This is a genomic window from Synechococcus sp. CBW1006 (assembly GCF_015840525.1).
GTDB lineage: Bacteria > Cyanobacteriota > Cyanobacteriia > PCC-6307 > Cyanobiaceae > CBW1002.
In genome coordinates, this window is record NZ_CP060396.1 from 2,357,898 (window position 1) to 2,377,166 (window position 19,269).

Consider the following 19,269-nt stretch of genomic DNA (forward strand, 5'->3'; position numbering starts at 1 on the left):
AAGAGGGTGCCGGCTCTGATGAACAGTCCGAGCCGTGGGACTCCACTGCATGGAAGGGATGGCCGCTGCACGGCTTCTCGGTCTGCGCCAACACCGAACCGCCGATCACCGCGAAACGTCGCCTGCACTCAACTTAAGAAGCCCGCCGCGGCCACGGGCAGCGCCACGGGCAGTTACGCCTGCGGCCCTTCATAAACTCGGCCCCCCGCCCCCATTCCCTGTTCATGGCCAGCCTCGGCGTCAACATCGATCACATCGCCCAGGTGCGCCAGGCCCGTCGCACGGTCGAGCCCGATCCGGTCACCCACGCCCTGCTGGCGGAGCTGGGCGGGGCCGATGGCATCACCGTGCACCTGAGGGAAGACCGGCGCCACATCCAGGACCGGGACGTGGAACTGCTGCGCGCCACCGTGCGCAGCCGCCTCAACCTGGAGATGGCGGCCACCGCCGAGATGGAGGCGATCGCCCTGCGCCTGCGGCCGGACATGGTCACCCTTGTGCCGGAACGGCGCCAGGAGGTGACCACCGAAGGGGGGCTGGACGTGGCCGGCCAGATCGATCCGCTGCGCGCCCTGGTGGGCCATCTGCAGGACAACGGCATCGGCGTGAGCCTGTTCGTTGATCCGGACGGGGCCCAGCTGCAGGCCTGCGTCGCCAGCGGCGCCCGCTGGGTGGAGCTCCACACCGGCGCCTACGCCGAAGCCCCCTGGGAGCAGCAACCGCTGGAGCTGGCCCGCCTGATCGAGGCCACCACCCACGCCCGCCAGCTGGGGCTGCGGGTCAATGCCGGCCACGGCCTCACTTACCGCAACGTCGAACCGGTGGCAGCGATCGAGGGCATGGAGGAACTCAACATCGGCCACACGATCGTGGCCCGCGCCCTGGCGGTGGGCCTGGAGACGGCGGTGCGGCAGATGAAGGCGCTGATTCAGAATCCCCGCCGCGACCCCCTGTTCGGCAGCCACCACCCATGAGCACGTACCACTTCGTCGCCGCCAGTGAAGCCTTCCTCACCGTCGAGGAGCCGCTTGAGGAAGTGCTGCGCGAGCGGGTGAGCAACTACGGCGAGAAGGGACGCGCCATCGATTTCTGGCTGGTGAAGCGGCCGGCCTTCCTCGAGGCGCCCGAACTGGCGGCCATCGCCGCCACCGTGCCTCGCCCGGCCGCGGCGGTGGTCTCCACCGATGAGAAGTTCATCACCTTCATGAAACTGCGCCTGGAATTCGTCGCCCAGGGATCGTTCGAGGCCCCGAGCGCGTCCATCCCCGATGCCCTGGCCAGCCTGGCCTGAGGGGCTTCAGAACAACCCCAGGAAGCGCTTGCGTTCCGGTTCCCCCTCCGATCCGGAGGCGAGTCGCCCCTGGCCACCATCCTGCTGGTAGCGGGGCTTGCTGTCGCCGATCGTGAGCGGCGCTTCCTTGTTCTTCCACCAGATCCAGTCGCGGATCGGCGGGGTGTTCATCAGGTCGTCGCGGCTGAGGCCAAGGCCGAGCTTCGCGGAGGCATCCAGCAGCACATCGAGCATGGCCTCGCCATCGCTGCAGCGGGCCAGGGCCTCGTTGGTGCGCTTGGCACCATTCAGGGCCGAGACGAGAAGCTTCACCCGCTGACTCGGTGGCAGAGTTTTTGGATCCATCCCATCGCAGCTCCAGGCCGCACCGTATCAGCGATCTCAGCGAACGATGGCGCCCTCTGCGCTGCATGGCCAGGAGAGAAAAGATGACAATCCGACCGGCCCGGGGCAAGACTCTGACTAACGCATCCGATTGATGACGCCCTTTTCACGTCCCCCACGCCATTGGGTCATCGGGGACGTCCATGGCTGTGCTGATGCCCTGCAGAGGCTGATCGGAGCGCTGCCGCCTGACGATCGGCTGGTGTTCTGTGGCGACGTGATCAACCGCGGCCCCCAGATCGAGCGCACCATGCGGATGGTGTGGCAGCTGGTGCTGAGCGGCCGGGCCGTCTGGCTGCGTGGCAACCACGAGCAGGCGCTGCTCGAGGCCCTCGACCAGGGCCACTGGTTCGGCCAGCAGGCCCTGGCCGGTTGCGACACCTACCGCCAGCTGGGCGATGGCCTCTGCCGCATCTGGCGTGATCGCCTGGCCAGCCTGCCGCTGGTGTATTGGGGGCAGGGCTGGGCCGCCACCCACGCCGGCTTCGATCCGGTGGACTGGACGCCCGACCTGCGCATCCGCCTGCCCTTCTGGCAGGCCTACGACGGCCGCTTCGGCGAGGTGGTGGTGGGCCACACCCCAGGGCCAGAGCTGCGGCGCCTCAACGGCATCGTGATGATCGACACGGCCGCCTGCTACGGCGGCGAACTCACCGCCTACTGCCCCGAAACCGGTCGCCACAGGGCGGTGCCGGGTCTCAGAAGCGGTCTGGATCTCTGCCCACTGCCGCCCGGCATGCCCTACCCGGAAGCACTGGCGGGCGGCCGCTTCTAAGGGCAGACCACCGTGCTGACGCTCTATCGCAGCAACCGGGCCGAGGTACTGGCCCAGCTGCTGGCCGCCCAGCTGCTGGCGCATCCGCCCGGACCGTTCGAGCGTGTCGAGATCCTGGTGAACACCTGGCCCACCAGCCGCTGGCTGGGGGAACAGCTCGCGATTGGGCTGGGGGGCATCGCCGCCAACCTGCGCTTTCCCTTTCCCGGCAGCCATCTGCGCCAGCTGGTGGAGAGCCTGTTGAACGCCGATGACCACACCAGCGTCTACACCCCTTCTGACCAGGCCGCCCCAGCGCCGGTCGCAGCCGATCCCTGGCGTGCCAGCCAGCTGGTCTGGCCGCTGCTGGAGCGGCTTCCGGCCCTGATCGAGCGGCCGGAGGCCCTGCCCCTGCGCCGCTGGCTGGACGAACGAGGTCATGGCAGCGGCCGGCCAGAGACCCTCGACCGGTCGCTCTGGCAGCTGGGCCGCAGCATCGCCGACGCCTTCGACGACTACACCCTCTACCGGCCGGCGATGGTGGGGGCCTGGATCGAGGGCCGGGCGGTGGACGGCCGCGGCCGGGAACTGAGTGCGGCACAGCGGTGGCAGCCCCTCTTGCTGGCGGAGCTGGCCGAGCATCTGTCGGTGCCGCCGTTCGGTCTGCGGGTGGGCCAGGCGATCGAACGGTTACGGGAGTGGTCTGCCGACCGGTTGCCTGGCGAGCCGTGGCCCGATGGAGCTCTGCCAACGACCCTGAGACCCGACAGGCCCCTGCGGCTGTTCGGGCTGAGCAGCATGGCGCCCGTTCAGGTGGAGCTGCTGCAGGCCCTCTCGGGGGTTCTGGATGTGGAGATCTACCTGCTCACCCCCTGCCGTGAGCTCTGGAAACGGCGGGGTGATGGGGGCCTGGCCCAGCTCCCCCTTGGGGAAGACTGGCTGCTGGAGGCGCCGCGCCTGGAAGCCCGCTTCGGGCGGCTGGGCGCCGAATTTCAGCAGCTGCTGGAGGGATCAGGGGAGACCCAGCTGGGTGCCTGGGAGGAACAGGATCTGTTCCTGGGCGCTGCAACCATGGCCCGCCACGGCTCTGCTGTCCAGGCGCCACGCGCCGCCACGCTGCTGGAGCAATGGCAGCAGCAGCTGGTGGAGCCGGAGGCCGCCGAACCACTCTGCCTTCCGCCGGGCGATCGCTCCCTGGAGTTCCACGCCTGTCCGGGGCCGTTGCGGCAGGTGCAGATCGTGCGGGATCGGCTGCTGCAACTGATGGCGGCCGATCCCGGTCTCGCCCCGCGCGACATCCTGGTGATGACTCCCCAGGTGGAGGCCTTCGCGCCATTGGTGGCCGCGGTGTTCGGTGACACCGACGCCACCGGCGTGGCGCTGCCATGGCGCCTCACCGACCGCAGCCAGCAGAGCGAGGCCGGCATCGCCCAGGGGCTGCTGGGCCTTCTGGCGCTCGGCGGAGAACGGCTCACCGCCTCAGGGTTCGAGGGTCTGCTGGGCTGCTCGCCACTGCTGGAGAACCGGCGCATCCCCGCCAGCGAGGCGGGCGCCATCACGACGCTGTTGCAACGGGCCGGCTTCCGCTGGGGCCTCGACGGCGACAGCCGTGCTGGCGACCCCACCCACAGCCTCGGCTGGGCGATCGACCGGCTGCTGCTGGGGTTGGTGCTGCCAGCGGAGCCGGGGCTGGCTCCGGCGGAGTGCTCCCCCCTGCCGCTGGCTGGGAGCCTGGAACAGCAGACTCGCTGGCTGCTGTTCCTCCAGGACCTGCGCCGCTGGCTGGGGCTGCTGGGCCAGGGCCGCACCCCGGCGGCCTGGGCACCCGTGCTGCGCCAGCTGCTGGAGGAGCTGTTCGGAGCCGGTGGCGAACGGGCCTGGGAGCTGCCGCTGATTCAGGGGGCGATCGCCGACTGGCTGCGTGTGGCCGGCTCCAGTGCGCTGATCCTCGATGCCACCGTGGTGGCGGAGGTGCTGGGCGAGCAGCTCAGTGCCGACAGCGGCCGCTTCGGCCACCGCAGTGGGGCGCTGACGATCAGCGCCCTGGAGCCGATGCGGGCGATTCCCCATCGGGTGATTGTGCTGATGGGGCTGGATACCGGTCAGTTCCCGCGCCAGGTCGAGCGGCCCGGCTTTCACCTGATGGAGCGCCAACGGCAGCTGGGTGATCCCAGCCCCGCCGATCAGGATCGCTACGTGCTGCTCGAAAGCCTGCTCTCGGCCCGCCAGCACCTGCTGATCACCTGGAGCAGCCGCGATCAACGCAGCGGCGAAGCCCTCAGCCCCTCGACGCCGGTGCGCCAGTGGTTGGCCTTGCTGGAGCAGGAGCTGGGAGAGGAGGCCGTGGACCGGCTGCGCTGGAACCACTGCGCCAATCCCCTGGAGCGGCGCAACTTTCTGCCTCAAGGCGATCGTCCCGCCCCCTGCAGCGACCGCCGGTTGCTGCAGGCGCGCCGGCTGCTGGAGGAGCAGCGCAGTGAACCGCCCGCGGCCCTGGCCGCCCCCGGCCGCGACCAGCTGACCGTCAGCGCCACCGACAAGACCAAGCCTTCTGCCGCCGGCGAAGCCTTTGCTGACCTGCTCGCCTGGCTGCAGGCCCCGCAGGACTGCTGGCTCGAGAGCCTGGGGCTGCGGCCGCGCGAATGGGCCCGCCGGGTCGATGATCTTGAAGATCTCAGCCTCGACGAATTCCAGCGGGCCCGACTGCTGCGCCAGGAACTGGACCGGTTGGCAGTCGACACCTTGGCTGGCACGGAACACCCAGCACCGGAACCTCCACCGCCTCCCGACTGGCCGCGGCGACAGCGGGGCCAGGGGGTGCTGCCGCCCGGTGCCGCCGGCCTGCTGGAGAGCAGTGGACTCGATCAGCGCTGGACCTCGCTGCACACCTGCCTGGCCGGGCTGGGGGAGCCGCGTCAGGAGACGCTGCGCCATCAGGATCTCTGCGGCGATCTGAGCTGGCGCGGCGACCAGCTGGTGCTGGTCCACACCGCCACCCCCCGCTGCCGCCAGCGGCTGCAGCTTTGGCTGGAGCTGCTGCTGGCCTGCGCCGCCGGCGCCGGCCCGCGCCAGGCCCTGCTGATCGGCCGCGACGGTGCCTGCTTCCGGGCCCGCGAGCGCCTGAGCCCCCCCAGCCCAGCGGAGGCCGCCGCCGCCCTGGACAACCTGCGCCAGTGGCGCCAGGCCTTCCAGCGGATCTGCTGGCCGGTGCCGCCGGAAACGGGCTGGGCCTACGCCGCCGCCGAAGCGAAGAAGGCCGGCTCCGGGGCCGCCGCGGCCTGCAAACGATGGGAAGGCGGCCCTGAGCAGCAGGCGGAACGGGATGAGGAGGTGATGGCCCTCTGTTTCGGCCGCAGCCTCAGCGGCCGTGCCCTGCTGCAGGGGCCCTGCACCGCCCACGCCCTGGCCCTGCATCAACCACTGCTGCAGGTCTGGGAGGAGCTCAGGCCATGAGCAAAGCCACCGCAATCGAGGGCGTCGATCTCGAGGGTGCCGCTCTCGATTTCGATGCCAACACGGTGCCGCTCACCCCGGGAGTGCAGCTGCTTGAAGCCAGCGCCGGTACCGGCAAGACCTTTGCCCTGGCCCATCTGGTGCTGCGGCTGGTGACCCGAGAGGAGGAGCCCCTCAGCCTCGAGCAGTTGCTGGTGGTGACCTTCACCGAAGCCGCCGCCGCCGAACTGCGCGACCGGATCGCCCGCCGGCTGCAGGAGGCCCTGACGCTGCTGGAGACCCCCGCCGCTGCGACCACCCAGCCCCCCGACCAGGTGCTGGCCGACTGGCTGGCCCTGCAACCCCCAGACCCGGAGGTGCGCGACCGGCTGCGGGGCCGGCTGCTGCTTGCCCTTGAGGAGCTCGATCGGGCCGACATCACCACCATCCACGGCTTCTGCCGCCGCACCCTGCAACGCCGTGCCCTGGAGGCCGGCTTGGGTCCGGCGGTGGAGCTGGAGAACGACGATGGCGAACGCAGCCGCCAGGTCTGCCACGACTACTGGCAGCAACAGGTGCTCGGCCTGGCGCCGGAGTTATTGGCGGGGTTGCAGAGCCGCGGCCTGGGGCTCCAGCGTCTGCAGAAGCTGCTGGGGCAGCTCGACGGCGACCCGGCCCTGGAGCTCGATGCCCTGCCGGCGGCGATGGCGGCCGACCAACCGCTGGCACCCCAGCTCACGGCCCTGTGGCCGCAGCTGTGGGAGCGCTTTGTGAAGGAGTGGAGGGAGCACGGCGCCGCACTGGAGCAGAGCTTCCGCCGCCTGCCGGCCGACTGGAAAGCGCTCGGCATCCAGACCAAGACAACGCCCTACGCCGCCAAACCGAAAACAGACCGGGCCGCCCAGGTGGATCACTGGATCGCCTCCCTGGAGACCACTCCCAGCTACGCCATGGTGCTGGAGCTGCGCGAGGGCGGCACCACCGCCAGAAGCCCCAAGGCCCTGCTGCGCGACTACTTCCACCCCGCACCCTGGGTGAAGCTGACCGCACCGATGGAAGGGGAGGGCAAGACCCTGCCCGAAGCGCCGCTGATGGAGGCGATCGCAGCCCTGGTGGACGGGCCGGCGGAGCTGACCCTGCTCCATTTCGGCCACTGGGGGCGCCTGGAGCTGCGGCGGCGGCGCCGGCAGAACGGCCAGATGGGATTCGGCGACCTGCTGCTGGGCCTGGACCCCGGGCCCCAGGGGGATCGCCATGCCGCCCTGATCGCGGCCGTGCGTCAGCGCTACCGGGTGGCCCTGGTTGACGAATTCCAGGACACGGACCCGATCCAGTGGCGAATTCTCGAATCAGCCTTCACGACGGGGGGCCACCACCTGCTGGTGATGGTGGGGGACCCCAAACAGGCGATCTACCGCTTCCGCGGCGGCGAACTGGCCACCTATCGCCTGGCCCGGCACCGCGCTGACGCGGTCCATGCCCTGCGGGAGAACCGTCGTTCTGCGGAGCCCCTGGTGAAGGGGCTCAATGCCCTGATGCACATCGGGCTGGAGCGGTCGGAGCTGCCAGCGCCCAAGGTTCTCTCGCGCGCCACCAAGGGCGAGCTGGTGTTGCCCGCCGGCGAGAGACCGCTGCAGCTGCTGGCCTGCGCCCAGGAGGCCGAGCTGCCCGAGGCCATGGCCGGCCTCTGCCTGCAGCTGCTGGAGCGGGATCTGCGCCTCCGCACCGCCGCAGCGGACGAGGGCCCCGCCCCAACGCGCCCGCTGCAACCCCAGGACCTCTGCCTGCTGGTGCGCACCCATAGCCAGGCCGAAACCCTGCGCCGGGCCCTGGACGAGCGTGGACTGCCCAGCCGCCTGGTGAGCCGCGGCGATGTGTTCGCCAGCGAGGGTGCCACCACCCTGCAACGCCTGCTCGATGCCCTGGCCGACCCGGCCAGCGACGGCCGCCGCCGCCTGCTGGCCGCGTCGCCGCTGCTGGGCTGGAGTGCCACGGAGCTGGCAACGGCGACGCCGGAGGCCTGGGCCGAACTGGCCGAGCGCCTCGGCCGGCTCGCTCAGCTGCTGCCCCGTCAGGGTCTGATGGGGGTGCTTTCCCAGCTGTTGAGCACCACCGGCTTGGCACGGTTGTCACTGGGGGGACGGCTGCTGGCCGATCTGCAGCAGGCCGCCGAACTGGTGCAGGAACGCATGCATCAGCAGGCCCTGCCGGCCGCGGCCGCGGCGGACTGGCTGCGGCGGCTGCGGCTCGATCCCGATCGCGAGGTTCCGGAGGCCCATCAGCTCCACAGCGATGCGGCCGATTCCGCCGTGGCGGTGGTCACGGTGCACCGCAGCAAGGGCCTGGAGTATCCGGTGGTGCTGTGTCCCTACCTCTGGCACGCCCCACCGGCCCCCACCAGCAGCCCACGGGAGCTGGGCCGTCGCTGGCGGCCACCGGGCAGCGCCGCGCCGCGCCTCGACCTGCATCTCTCGCCCTACTGGGGCCCAGGCCGCCAGGCCGCCCTCGCCGACCGGCAGGCCCAGGTGCAGGAACGGGAACGGCTGGCCTACGTGGCCCTGACCCGGGCCCAGCACCTGCTGGTGCTCGGCTGGCTCGATCCCCTGCCCGCCAAGCACACCGACAACCCCCTGACGCCCTGGCTCCAGGACGCCTCCGGCCAGCCGCGCAACGAGGATGACCTGCCCCTGCAGCGCCTCGATCCGGCCCAGTTGCCGCCGCCTGGCCGCCGCTGGCAGCGACCGGCGCCCGAGGGAGCGTTGGAGGGCGGCCCCCTGCCCCGCCACCGCATCGACACCAGCTGGGGCCGCAGCAGCTACTCCAGCTGGACCCACGGGGCCGCCTCCCTGGCGCCGGAGGCCCGCGAGCAGGGGCGCGACACCGATGGCCTGGTGGGCGAAACCGAGGTTCTGGGCAGCGCTGAGGGCGTCAGCGGCCAAACCCCAGCCCAAAGCGCCAGGACCAAGGATCAGGACAGCAAGCCCTTAACGGCTTCAGAACGCAGTCTGCCGAACGCCACGGTCGTCGGGCAGCCCTGGTCCCGCCACGGACCACTGGCGGAGTTCCCCCGCGGCGCCGGTCCTGGAGACACCCTGCACCGCATCCTGGAGCGGCTGGATTACCGCCAGCCCACGGACACACCAGCCAGCGTGGCGGTGGTGCAGCAGGAACTGGAGCGTGCTGGCCTGGCGCCGGAGCTGCAACCCAACCTGCTGGCCGGCCTTGAGCAATTGCGCCAGACCCCCCTGGGCGGGGAGCTGGGATCGTTCGGGCTGGCGGATCTGCCCCTGGCGGAACGGCTGAACGAGATGAGCTTCGATCTGCCCCTTGCCATCGAGCCTCCCGACGGATTGGAGCTGCCCCGTGATGGCTTTGAGAAGCCTTACCGGCGCCCTCCGCAGGTCACGGCCGCCGGCCTGGCCGAGGTGTTCGCCGCCCATCCGGGCGGCCTGGTCGATGCCGGCTATGCCAGGTCCCTTGGCGGGCTGGAGGTGGCCAGCCGCGGCTTCCTCACCGGCTCGATCGATCTGGTGTTTTGCCAGGGGGAGCGCTGGTGGGTGCTCGACTGGAAAAGCAACTGGATCGGGGAACGGGACGCGGAAGGACGGCCGCTGGCCTGCGGACCCGCCCACTACGACCGCCAGGCCATGGCGGCCCAGATGGTGGAGCGCCACTATCTGCTGCAGGCGCATCTCTACCTGGTGGCCTTGCATCGCTACCTGCGCTGGCGACTGCCGGGATACCGGCCGCAGCGGCACCTGGGCGGCTGGGTGTACGCCTTCCTGCGCGGTGCCCCGGGTCCCTGCCAGGCCGAGCAGGTGCCCGGCATGGTGGTGGAACGACCACCGCTGCAGCGCCTGCTGGCCCTGGATGCGCTGCTGCAGCGCGGTGATCGGGAGACTGGTGTTCGCGAGAGCGATGTTCGGAATACCACCGCATGACCTCCGCCGCCGCTGGACTGGGCCTGGCCGAGCTGCTGCTGGAGGCCCTGCCACGCCTCTACGCCACCCAGATCAACGCAGGCAAGTGCACCGCAACGCCGCTGGATCCGGCCCTGCTGGAGGTGATGGCCGCCCTTGGCAGCGCGCTGGAGCGGGGCGAACTGGACCTGGACCTGGAGGGACCGGCACCGGCGGAGGTGGAAGCCAGCCACTGGCCGCAGCGGCACCGGCAGGCCCTCGCCCACTCGCCCCTGAGCACCGAGGCCATCCAGCTGAACGAGGCTCCGGAAGCACCGCTGGTGCTGGTGGATGGCCGGCTGGTGCGCTGGCGCCGCTGGCACCAGCAGCTGGAGGGGGTGATGGAGAGCCTGATCCAACGCGCCCGATCCCCACTGCCGGCGATCGCCGATTCCAGCCCGCAGCGTCTGGCCCTCGACCGTGCCGCCGCTGCAGGCCTGGATCGGACGCAGCAGAGGGCGGTGGCCGCCGCTCTGCACCACGGCCTGGTGCTGCTGGGCGGCGGCCCCGGCACCGGCAAGACCAGCACCGTGGTTCAGATCCTGGCGGCCCAGCTGAGCCTGCAGCCCGCCCTGCGGATCCAGCTGGCGGCCCCCACCGGCAAGGCCGCGGCCCGGTTGCTGCAGGCGATCGAGGATGGTGCCGGCTGCCTCGCCCCCGCTGTGGCCGGCAAGCTGCGCCGCACCCCCTGCGGCACCCTGCATCGGCTGCTGGAGAGCAACGGGGAGCGATTCGGACGACACCGCCACCGGCCCCTGCAGCTGGATCTGCTGGTGGTGGATGAGGTGTCGATGGTGGATCTTCCCCTGATGGAGGCGCTGCTGGACGCCTTGCCGGCCACCTGTCGGCTGGTGCTGGTGGGAGATCCTGCCCAGCTGCCGCCGGTGGGTCCCGGACCGGTACTGCTGGAACTGCAGCGACCGGCACGGCTGAAGGCGCTGGGGGAGGCCGCTGTGCAGCTCACCACCACCTACCGCAACCACGGCGCCATCGCCGAGCTGGCCAACTGGCTGCGCGGCCGGGAAGGCCATGACCCGCAGGGCAGCAATCTGCACGGCCTGGCCAGCCAGCTTGAGGCGTGTCGCTCCAGCGGCAATCTGGCGTGGCAACAAGCCAATCCAGTCCGGGGCCTGCCTGCGGCGCTGCTGGAACCCCTGCGCCGCAGGCAGCTGCAGCTGGCCAGCCTGGCCGCCGCCATGGCCAGCTCCAGCCAGCCAACCGATGGGGCCAGTGCTCTGCTGGAGGCGCTGGGGGAGATGCTGATCCTGACGCCTGTGCGCAGGGGGCGTTGGGGAGTGGAAGCGATCCATCAGGCCCTGCTCGGCGACGCCGCCACGGCCGGTCCTGGCGCCTGGCCGCCGGGAACTCCGGTGCTGTGCTGCCGCAATTTGCCCGATCTGGGCCTGGCCAATGGCGATCTGGGCGTGGTGGTGCACAGACGCGGCGGCGCGCGGCGCCTGCTGTTCGCTGCCGCATCAGGCGGCCCAGACCGCGCCGCAGCATCCAACCAAGACCATCTGCGCTGGCTGCATCCGGCCCAGATGGCAGGGGCGGTGGAACCGGCCCTCGCCCTCACCGTGCACAAGGCCCAGGGCAGCGAAGCCGACACGGTGATCGTGCTGCTGCCGGATCCAGAGCGCGACGATCCTCGCCTGCTTTACACCGCCTTGACCCGGGCCCGCCACCAAGCCCTGCTGATCACGGCTCCACTCACCTGAGTCTTTGACCTGACGATCTGATCTGAGTACCTGAGCTGTGTGCCAGCTCTTGCCTGAATACCGATGCTGCACGGGCGTTACACAGCACCACATCGCGCAACCTGTCAACGAAACATGAACGGCCCGCGCGAGCCATTGCCAAGCGATTCATACTTCTCTCAACCGGGAAGGGAGCTATCCCCCAACCGGCGGTTTCAGAGCCCCTGCTCCAATAGTCTCTCCCCCTGGGAGTTCTCCAAATCGATATCAGGATGTTCATCGTCCTGGGCGATTCCTTCCTGCATCCCTGACCCCGCCTTCACCCTCTGTGGCGAACGCGAGCGAGGTGCCCCAAAGGTTCTCGGAGAACCGCCACCTGGACGCCCCGGCCCCAGGCGGCTCTGAAACCACCCCCTTCCAAAGCGTTCCAAGTCCTGAGCTCGAAGGTGCAGCTCAGCTGGATCGCCATCCTTGGTCGAACCCAGGCGGGCTCCCAGGCTCGACCCATCGAGTCTGCTGATGAAGGTCAAGCAGGTTCAGCCGAATTGGAAGATTCAGATGAATCATCCCGGCCTGTTCAGCCCATGCAAGAGCCAGGATGCCGGTGAACGACTCGACTTGCCCAGGCTGGTGATCATTCATCCGCAATCCGCCGATCAACAGCCCATGGCCGTGATCGATTTGAGCTGCTCTTTTCCACCTGGACCTGATTCTCTGGCTGGACCTCTGCCGATGTCTGGACCCGTATCGGAGTCAGGAACGGCCCTGGACACAGCGGTGTCTGATCGGGCCGTTGTTGAGCCACCGGAGCAGCGTCCCTGGGGCTGGTTCGAGCTTCTGGCGGAAGGGCCCGGCTATCGGGTCAAGCGCCTGCACCTTGATCCGCATCAGCGCCTCAGTCGGCAGCGGCATCAGCATCGCCTGGAGCACTGGCTTGTGGTACTGGGCCAGGGCAGCGTGGAACTGGGTGACGCGCCGCTGAGCAGAACCCAGCCGCTCGAACCGGGCAGCAGCCTGATCATTCCGCCGCTCACGATCCACCGGGCGGCAGCGGGCAGCGAAGGATTGGAGATCATCGAGGTGCAGCGCGGCCCCCTGTTACGGGAAGACGACATTGAGCGCTTTGCCGATGACTACGGTCGCGTGTAAGGTGCAGCCTCACCCTTTGATGAAGGGCGTGGCAGTTCAGGTGAGCTGTCGAACCACAGGACCGGAGCTGGGACCACCATTCATTCATCCCGATCCGATCAAGCCTCAGTCCGCACAACCCTGCAGCGCAGGAGCCGCCGATCCACGGCAGCCAGCAAGCCGCAGAAGATTGCTGATGTTCGACACCATTTCAAGTTCCAATTCTTGGGTCTCTGCCGGCCTGCGTTGAAGGATTTCCCAGGCCCGGACATCCCGTGACCCCATCTCAAGAAGGCGGCAGCACCCTGTGCGCCGTCACCGGCGTTGACGCCGCCAGCCTGATCGAGGCCAGCTTGGCTGTGGCCGCTGACTCGATCGCAACCTCTGCAGAACTGCTGACCAGCGATTTGCCGAGCTCTGCTGAACCCCTCCAAGCCAGCGACAACGCTGACGCTGAAGACCTGAATCACGACAACAGCAATCGCGAAAGCCGTGATGTCAAGCCGGTGACCGCCGCTGCATCCACAGACACCCTGAAGAGCAGCACTACATCAGAGCCTGAGCCTGCGGCACCCTCCGGTTTTGCCAGTTTCGGCTTTGCCTCCGAGCTGCTCGAAACCCTCAGCGCCATCGGCTACGAACAGCCGTCACCGATTCAGGCAGCCGCCATCCCCGAGCTGCTGCTCGGCCGGGATCTGGTGGGTCAGGCCCAGACCGGTACCGGCAAGACGGCCGCCTTCGCCCTCCCCCTGCTGGCCCGTCTCGATCCCGAGCAACGCAAACCCCAGGTCCTGGTGCTGGCCCCCACCCGGGAGCTTGCCATGCAGGTGGCGGATGCCTTCAACACCTACGCCTCCCGCCTGCCCAACGTGCGCGTGCTGGCGGTGTACGGCGGCGCCGACTTCCGCGACCAGATCCAGCAGCTTCGGCGCGGCGTACAGATTGTTGTGGGCACGCCTGGCCGGGTGATGGACCACATGCGCCAGGGAACTCTCGATCTCTCCGGCCTGCGTGCCCTGGTGCTCGACGAAGCCGATGAGATGCTCCGCATGGGCTTCATCGACGACGTGGAGTGGGTGCTGGAGCAACTGCCCAGCGAGCGCCAGGTGGTGCTCTTCTCGGCCACGATGCCGGCCGAGATCCGGCGCATCTCCCACAACTACCTGCGCCAGCCGGCGGAGGTGACGATCCGCACCAAGGCGGCCGACGGCGGCAGAATCCGTCAGCGTTACCTGATGGTGCACGGCCCCCACAAGCTGCCGGTGCTGCAGCGGGTGCTGGAGGCCGAGTCCAGTGAGGGAACGATCATCTTTGCCCGCACCAAGGCGATCACCCTCACCGTGGCTGAGTTTCTCGAAAGCCATGGCTACGAGGTGGCCGTGCTCAACGGCGACGTGCCCCAGGCGCAGCGGGAGCGCACGATCGAGCGGCTCAAGGACGGCCGGGTCGACGTGCTCGTAGCCACCGATGTGGCTGCCCGCGGCCTCGATGTGGAACGCGTCGGCCTGGTGGTGAACTACGACATGCCCTTTGATGGCGAGGCCTACGTGCACCGCATCGGTCGCACTGGCCGGGCGGGCCGCAGCGGCGAGGCGATCCTCTTCCTCACCCCCCGCGAACGGCGCTTCCTCGGAGGCCTGGAGCGGGCCGTGGGCCGTGCCATTGAGCCGATGGAGGTGCCCAGCAACGCCACCATCAACCAGAACCGCCTTGATCGGCTCCGTCAGAAGCTCACCAACGGGCTCACCACTCCGATCGGCACCGAGGAGGAGCGCGCCCTGCTCAGCGAGATCCTGCAACGCGTGGCGCAGGAGCATGAGGTGAGCAGCGACCAGCTGGCCCTGGTGGCTCTGCAGATGAGCCTGGTCGGGAAGCCCTTGCTGCTGCACGGAGACGAGCAGTGGAGCCAGCCCGCGGCCCGCGGCCCCGCCCGCGACAGCCGCAGCGGCAGTCCGCGCGATCGCGATGGCGGCATACGCCGAACGATTGAGCGGCGCCCCGCCGGCCGGGATGGTCGCAGCACCGGAGCCCCCCGCAGCCAGGAGGTCTCCCCCGTGGATGCGGACATGGATCGCTTCCGGATCGAGGTGGGCTGGCGCGATCGCATCAAACCCGGCAACATCGTGGGCGCAATCGCCAATGAAGCCGGCATCGCCGGCAAGATGATCGGCCGGATCCACATCTTCGACGCCCATAGCACTGTGGACCTGCCCAAAGGCATGCCCGAAGACGTGTTCGAAAATCTGCGCCGGCTGCGGGTGATGAACCGCGAGCTGCAGATCACCAAGCTCTCCTGAGCCTGAAGCGATCCACCGCAGCCCCCTGCGTCTTGAAGCCGCTGCTAACCGCAGCGGCTTTTTTCATGGTCAGGAGGTCGTGACGATCACCGCTCCAGGGGAGGCTTCCCTCGGCAAGGGCACTGACCTCACGCCGGCACAGTGCTCAGGCACACGACCGGGTGACATCGACACTGGACAGCACGCTGAGCTCGGTCACGGACAGCCGCTCGACAGCGGCAATCAGGGAGGGCTGGACCTCGCTGGTCTCGACACAGACCAGGCTCTGCAGCAGGTCAAAGCGGTCCTGGGCAGCGAGCTCACCGTCATCGCTCCACGCCAGGCTCCAGGGGACAGGGCATGCCATAGGACTAATGGGAACTGGATCAGGGTTCGCTGACAATGGGACAGGACCGGGGATCGATGGCCGTTCTTCAGGATCCCTTCGCAAGTTCTTCACGCTTCTCCATCCCGCTCAAGGGGAGATCAGGGATGGGACCTCCGAGTAGGCTGATGGCGATTCATTGATGTCCAGGCTCCCCTCGGCGCGCTCAGCAGGGTTGGACCGCACGGCCTTTCCAAACGGCTCCGGTACGGACTCCTGGCTCTCAAGGGCCTTCCCAGGGACACACGGCTATCTGCGGATCAGTTCCAGGTCCAGTTCATTGAATGACTATCTACGTCGGCAATCTCTCGTTCCAGGCTGAACGGGAGGATCTCCTTGATCTCTTCGGTCAATACGGAGAGGTGCGCAACTGCAGCCTGCCCCTTGATCGGGAAACCGGCCGCAAACGTGGCTTCGCTTTCGTTGAGCTCAGCGACGATGCCGCTGAGCAGAAAGCCATCGACGACCTTCAGGACGTCGAGTGGATGGGCCGCATGATCCGCGTCAACAAAGCCACGCCCCGGGAAGGCGGTGGTGGCGGCGGTGCACGGGGTGGCAATCGTGCTGGAGGAGGTGGCGGTGGCTACGGCGGAGGTAGCGGAAACCGCTGGTGAAGCGACTGGAATCCGATGGCGCCCCAAGGGATCAGGCCCATTGGTGCTCTCCTGACGCCTAACGATGGGATAAGTCGCTCTGCACCCTTCGCACCTCTGCGATCCAAACAAAAACCCCTTGGTGCATTGCGCTCCAAGGGGTTCTAATCGGTTGGATCACGACGACGGAGATGATCCCGGTACCATCAGGTGGATCAGGCCAACGATCAAGCTTCAGGAACGGACTCCGTTGTCTGATCGTGCCTTGAGGCACGGATTGATCGTCACAAGCGTGGCAGCGTCAGATTTCCAGGAGTTCAGTTTGAGCAGTCTCAAGCTCATCGAGTTGATCGACCTGCCAGGCACGGCGACGCAACTCAGCTCCTGGGCAAGGTGCAATCGGTTGGCCCTCAAGGCTCTCAGGAAGTGCCGCCCGCAGATGATGGCGACGAACCTTGGCTGTCCAACGATGGAATCGATTGAAAGCGCGTGAACGGGTCATGAACATCTCCCTTCTGGGATGTCGTCGTTCTACCCCCGGTGCACCGCTACAAACCGTTCCTGGCAAACATCTTCACCGCCAACCCGTCGCATGCGGCCTGCCACCGGCTCCACCCCTGCCCTGAAGCGCCTGCTGCGCACCCTGCGTCCCCATCGGCGGCAGGTCTGGCTGGCGGCGACCTGCTCGGTGCTCAATAAACTCTTTGACCTGGCTCCACCGGTGCTGATCGCCCTGGCGGTCGATGTGGTGGTGAAACAGCAGAACTCCTGGCTGGCCGATCTGGGCGTGGTCTCGGTTCCGGGCCAGCTGGCCGTGCTGGCCGTGCTGTCATTCCTGATCTGGACCGCCGAATCCCTGTTCGAATACCTCTACGGTCTGCTCTGGCGCAACCTGGCCCAGACCGTGCAGCACGAACTGCGCCTGGAGGCCTACGACCATCTCCAGCGCCTCGAGATGGCCTTTTTCGAGGCGGGCAGTAGCGGACGGTTGCTGACGATCCTCAACGACGACATCAACCAGCTGGAGCGCTTCCTCGATCACGGTGCCAATGAGATCCTGCAGCTGATCACCACCGTGCTGGCCGTGGGCGGGGCGATGGTGTGGATCTCACCGGGTGTGGCTGGGGTGTCGTTTCTGCCGGTGCCGGTGATCCTCTGGGGCTCCCTGGGGTATCAGCATCGCCTCGCTCCCCGCTACCAGGAGGTGCGCGAGCGGGCCGGCGATCTGGCCAGCCGCCTGGCCACCAATCTGGGCGGCATGCTCACGATCAAGAGCTACGTGGCCGAGGGCTGGGAGAACGATCGCCTGTTTCAGCAGAGCGAGGCCTACCGCCAGAGCAACCGCCGCGCCATTCGCTTCTCGGCCGGCTTCGTGCCGCTGATCCGTTTCGCCATCCTGTTCGCCTTCCTGGCGATCCTGGTGGTCGGCGGGCTGCAGGTGTGGCGCGGAACCCTCGGAGTGGCGCCCTACACCTTCCTGGTGTACATCACCCAGCGTCTGCTGTGGCCCCTCACCACCCTGGGCCGCACCCTCGACGATTATCAGCGGGGCATGGCGTCGACCAACCGGGTGCTGGATCTGCTCGACACGCCGATCGCCATCCCCGGTGGTGATGGCCACTTGCCACGCTCCCGGGTGCGGGGCGAGATCCGCTTCGAGGCGGTGGGCTTCGCTTACCACGAGCGCCCGCCGATTTTGCAGAACTTCAACCTGCAGGTACCGGCAGGATCCACCCTGGGCATCGTGGGCGCCACCGGCTCAGGCAAGAGCACCATCGTGAAGCTGCTGCTGCGTCTCTACGAACAACAGCAGGGCCAGATCCTGCTCGATGGGATCCCGATCCAGACCCTGCGGCTCGATGACCTGCGTCACGCCATCGGTTTGGTCAGCCAGGAGGTGTTCCTCTTCCATGGCTCGGTGGCCGAGAACATCGCCTACGGCAGCTTCGACGCATCCCGCAGCGCCATCGAACGCGCCGCTGCCCTGGCCGAGGCCGCGCCCTTCATCGCCGCCCTGCCCCACGGCTACGACACGGTGGTGGGGGAGCGGGGCCAGCGGCTCTCCGGAGGCCAGCGCCAGCGCATCGCCCTGGCCCGCGCCATCCTCAAGAATCCTCCGGTGCTGATCCTCGATGAGGCCACCGCCGCCGTGGACAACGACACCGAAGCGGCCATCCAGCGCTCGCTTGTGCGGCTCACGGCGGATCGCACCACTCTGGTGATCGCCCACCGCCTCAGCACGGTACGCCATGCCGATCGCATCGTGGTGCTGGAGCAGGGCCAGATCGTGGAAAGCGGCACCCATGAGCACCTGATCGCCGCCGCCGGTGCCTACGCCGGCCTCTGGCGTGTCCAGGCCGGTCTCCTGCCGGACGAGCCCCTGCGGTTCGATGCCTGACATAAGTTTTCCAACATGAAGACATCTGCGGCGCAGCGCCGTCCCAAGAGAGGTCAGCGCGGGCCCGTCACTGTGGCCGTGGTGCTGGGCCTCAGTGGCGGTCTGCTGCTCGCCGGTCCCCTGAGTCGCTGGCTGTCCATCGAGAATCACATCGAGGACAAGCGCATCACCAACCCCTTTGCGGGCTGGGCCAATTTCGGTCATCAGGATGTGCTGTTGCTGGGTACGGATGTCGGTGGTGGCAACACCGACGTGATGGCGGTTCTGCGGGTGGAGAACGGTGTGACCCGCATCATCCAGGTGCCACGTGACAGCTACATCGAGACGGTGGAGTACGGCGGCGTCAAGGCCAACGCCCTTTACAGCCTGGGGGGCGCCGATCTGGTGAAACAGGAACTCTCCAGCCGCATGGGACGGCCGATCAGCCATCTGGTCAAGGTGAATCTCTCCTCGATCCGGCGCATGGCCGATGTGCTCGGCGGCATCGAAGTGGACGTGCCCAAGAGGCTGTACTACGTGGACAACAGCCAGGGGCTTCATATCGACCTCCAGCCCGGTCTGCAGACCCTCAAGGGTCGGGACCTGGAGGGATTCCTGCGCTGGCGCCACGATGAGATGGGCGACATCGGCCGGCTGGAGCGTCAGCAGCTGGCCCTCAAAGCCCTGTTCCGCAAGCTCACCCGACCGGAGAACCTGGTGCGGCTGCCGGCCATCCTGGCTGCCGCCGGCAAGGATCTCCATACCGATCTGGGGCCCATGGAGATGGGTGGACTGATCACGGCGATGGGCATGACCAGCCTGGAAACCGAACGGCTGGACGGCCGCCCCTTCTACCGGGACGGCATCAGCTACTGGGATGCCACCTGGCCGCAGGCCGAGCCCGGCGCCGAGGGAAGCAAGGCCGCTGACAATGGCGAGACCAATCCGCAGGACGATCGCTACCGCTTCCTGTTCTGAGACCTGACCACTTCT

14 protein-coding genes are annotated in these 19,269 nt (G+C 68.3%); 11 read left to right on the plus strand and 3 right to left on the minus strand.

The window, feature by feature from the left end; translation table 11 throughout:
* Positions 1–224: 224 nt before the first annotated feature.
* Both H8F26_RS11375 and H8F26_RS11380 read left to right on the plus strand, forming a co-directional pair.
* Positions 225–974, plus strand: coding sequence for a pyridoxine 5'-phosphate synthase (locus H8F26_RS11375; protein ID WP_197154019.1), 750 nt, complete (start codon positions 225–227; stop codon positions 972–974).
* On the plus strand, positions 971–1,291 hold the full coding sequence (locus tag H8F26_RS11380) for an MgPME-cyclase complex family protein (protein WP_197154020.1): 321 nt from the start codon (positions 971–973) through the stop codon (positions 1,289–1,291). The genes H8F26_RS11375 and H8F26_RS11380 overlap by 4 nt, the downstream gene beginning before the upstream one ends.
* Positions 1,292–1,297: 6 nt before the next feature.
* Here H8F26_RS11380 and H8F26_RS11385 read toward each other — a convergent pair whose 3' ends face one another.
* The gene (locus H8F26_RS11385; RefSeq protein WP_197154021.1) at positions 1,298–1,636 is read right to left on the minus strand and encodes a hypothetical protein; all 339 of its coding nucleotides are present in this window, start codon (positions 1,634–1,636) and stop codon (positions 1,298–1,300) included.
* A 133-nt stretch (positions 1,637–1,769) separates the two neighbouring features.
* Between H8F26_RS11385 and H8F26_RS11390 the strand changes: the two genes are divergently transcribed.
* The 6 genes from H8F26_RS11390 to H8F26_RS11415 all read left to right on the plus strand — a co-directional run bounded on the left by H8F26_RS11390 (position 1,770) and on the right by H8F26_RS11415 (position 14,942).
* Positions 1,770–2,450, plus strand: coding sequence for a metallophosphoesterase (locus tag H8F26_RS11390; RefSeq protein ID WP_197154022.1), 681 nt, complete (start codon positions 1,770–1,772; stop codon positions 2,448–2,450).
* A gap of 12 nt (positions 2,451–2,462) precedes the next feature.
* Positions 2,463–5,882 carry an exodeoxyribonuclease V subunit gamma gene (locus H8F26_RS11395; protein WP_197154023.1) on the plus strand — a complete coding sequence of 1,140 codons (3,420 nt, stop codon included), beginning with the start codon at positions 2,463–2,465 and terminating at the stop codon, positions 5,880–5,882.
* Positions 5,879–9,802: a UvrD-helicase domain-containing protein gene (locus H8F26_RS11400; protein ID WP_197154024.1), complete on the plus strand. Its 3,924-nt coding sequence runs from the start codon at positions 5,879–5,881 to the stop codon at positions 9,800–9,802. The genes H8F26_RS11395 and H8F26_RS11400 overlap by 4 nt, the downstream gene beginning before the upstream one ends.
* The gene (locus H8F26_RS11405; protein ID WP_197154025.1) at positions 9,799–11,538 is read left to right on the plus strand and encodes an ATP-dependent RecD-like DNA helicase; all 1,740 of its coding nucleotides are present in this window, start codon (positions 9,799–9,801) and stop codon (positions 11,536–11,538) included. Before H8F26_RS11400 ends, H8F26_RS11405 begins: the two co-directional genes overlap by 4 nt.
* Positions 11,539–12,249: 711 nt before the next feature.
* Complete coding sequence (locus H8F26_RS11410; protein ID WP_197154026.1) at positions 12,250–12,666, plus strand: phosphomannose isomerase type II C-terminal cupin domain; 417 nt, start codon at positions 12,250–12,252, stop codon at positions 12,664–12,666.
* A 374-nt stretch (positions 12,667–13,040) separates the two neighbouring features.
* Positions 13,041–14,942, plus strand: a complete 1,902-nt coding sequence (locus H8F26_RS11415; protein ID WP_370594705.1) for a DEAD/DEAH box helicase — start codon at positions 13,041–13,043, stop codon at positions 14,940–14,942.
* 145 nt (positions 14,943–15,087) lie between these two features.
* On the opposite strand, the gene H8F26_RS11420 is transcribed toward H8F26_RS11415, so the two are convergent.
* The gene (locus tag H8F26_RS11420; protein ID WP_197154027.1) at positions 15,088–15,288 is read right to left on the minus strand and encodes a hypothetical protein; all 201 of its coding nucleotides are present in this window, start codon (positions 15,286–15,288) and stop codon (positions 15,088–15,090) included.
* A gap of 302 nt (positions 15,289–15,590) precedes the next feature.
* Between H8F26_RS11420 and H8F26_RS11425 the strand changes: the two genes are divergently transcribed.
* Entirely contained in the window at positions 15,591–15,920 is a 330-nt protein-coding gene (locus H8F26_RS11425; RefSeq protein ID WP_197154028.1) for an RNA-binding protein, read from the plus strand.
* Between the two features lie 280 nt (positions 15,921–16,200).
* On the opposite strand, the gene H8F26_RS11430 is transcribed toward H8F26_RS11425, so the two are convergent.
* Positions 16,201–16,401, minus strand: a complete 201-nt coding sequence (locus H8F26_RS11430; RefSeq protein WP_197154029.1) for a hypothetical protein — start codon at positions 16,399–16,401, stop codon at positions 16,201–16,203.
* Between the two features lie 90 nt (positions 16,402–16,491).
* Between H8F26_RS11430 and H8F26_RS11435 the strand changes: the two genes are divergently transcribed.
* Positions 16,492–18,297, plus strand: coding sequence for an ABC transporter ATP-binding protein (locus H8F26_RS11435; RefSeq protein WP_197154030.1), 1,806 nt, complete (start codon positions 16,492–16,494; stop codon positions 18,295–18,297).
* A gap of 15 nt (positions 18,298–18,312) precedes the next feature.
* Positions 18,313–19,254: an LCP family protein gene (locus tag H8F26_RS11440; RefSeq protein ID WP_197154031.1), complete on the plus strand. Its 942-nt coding sequence runs from the start codon at positions 18,313–18,315 to the stop codon at positions 19,252–19,254.
* Positions 19,255–19,269: the final 15 nt, after the last annotated feature.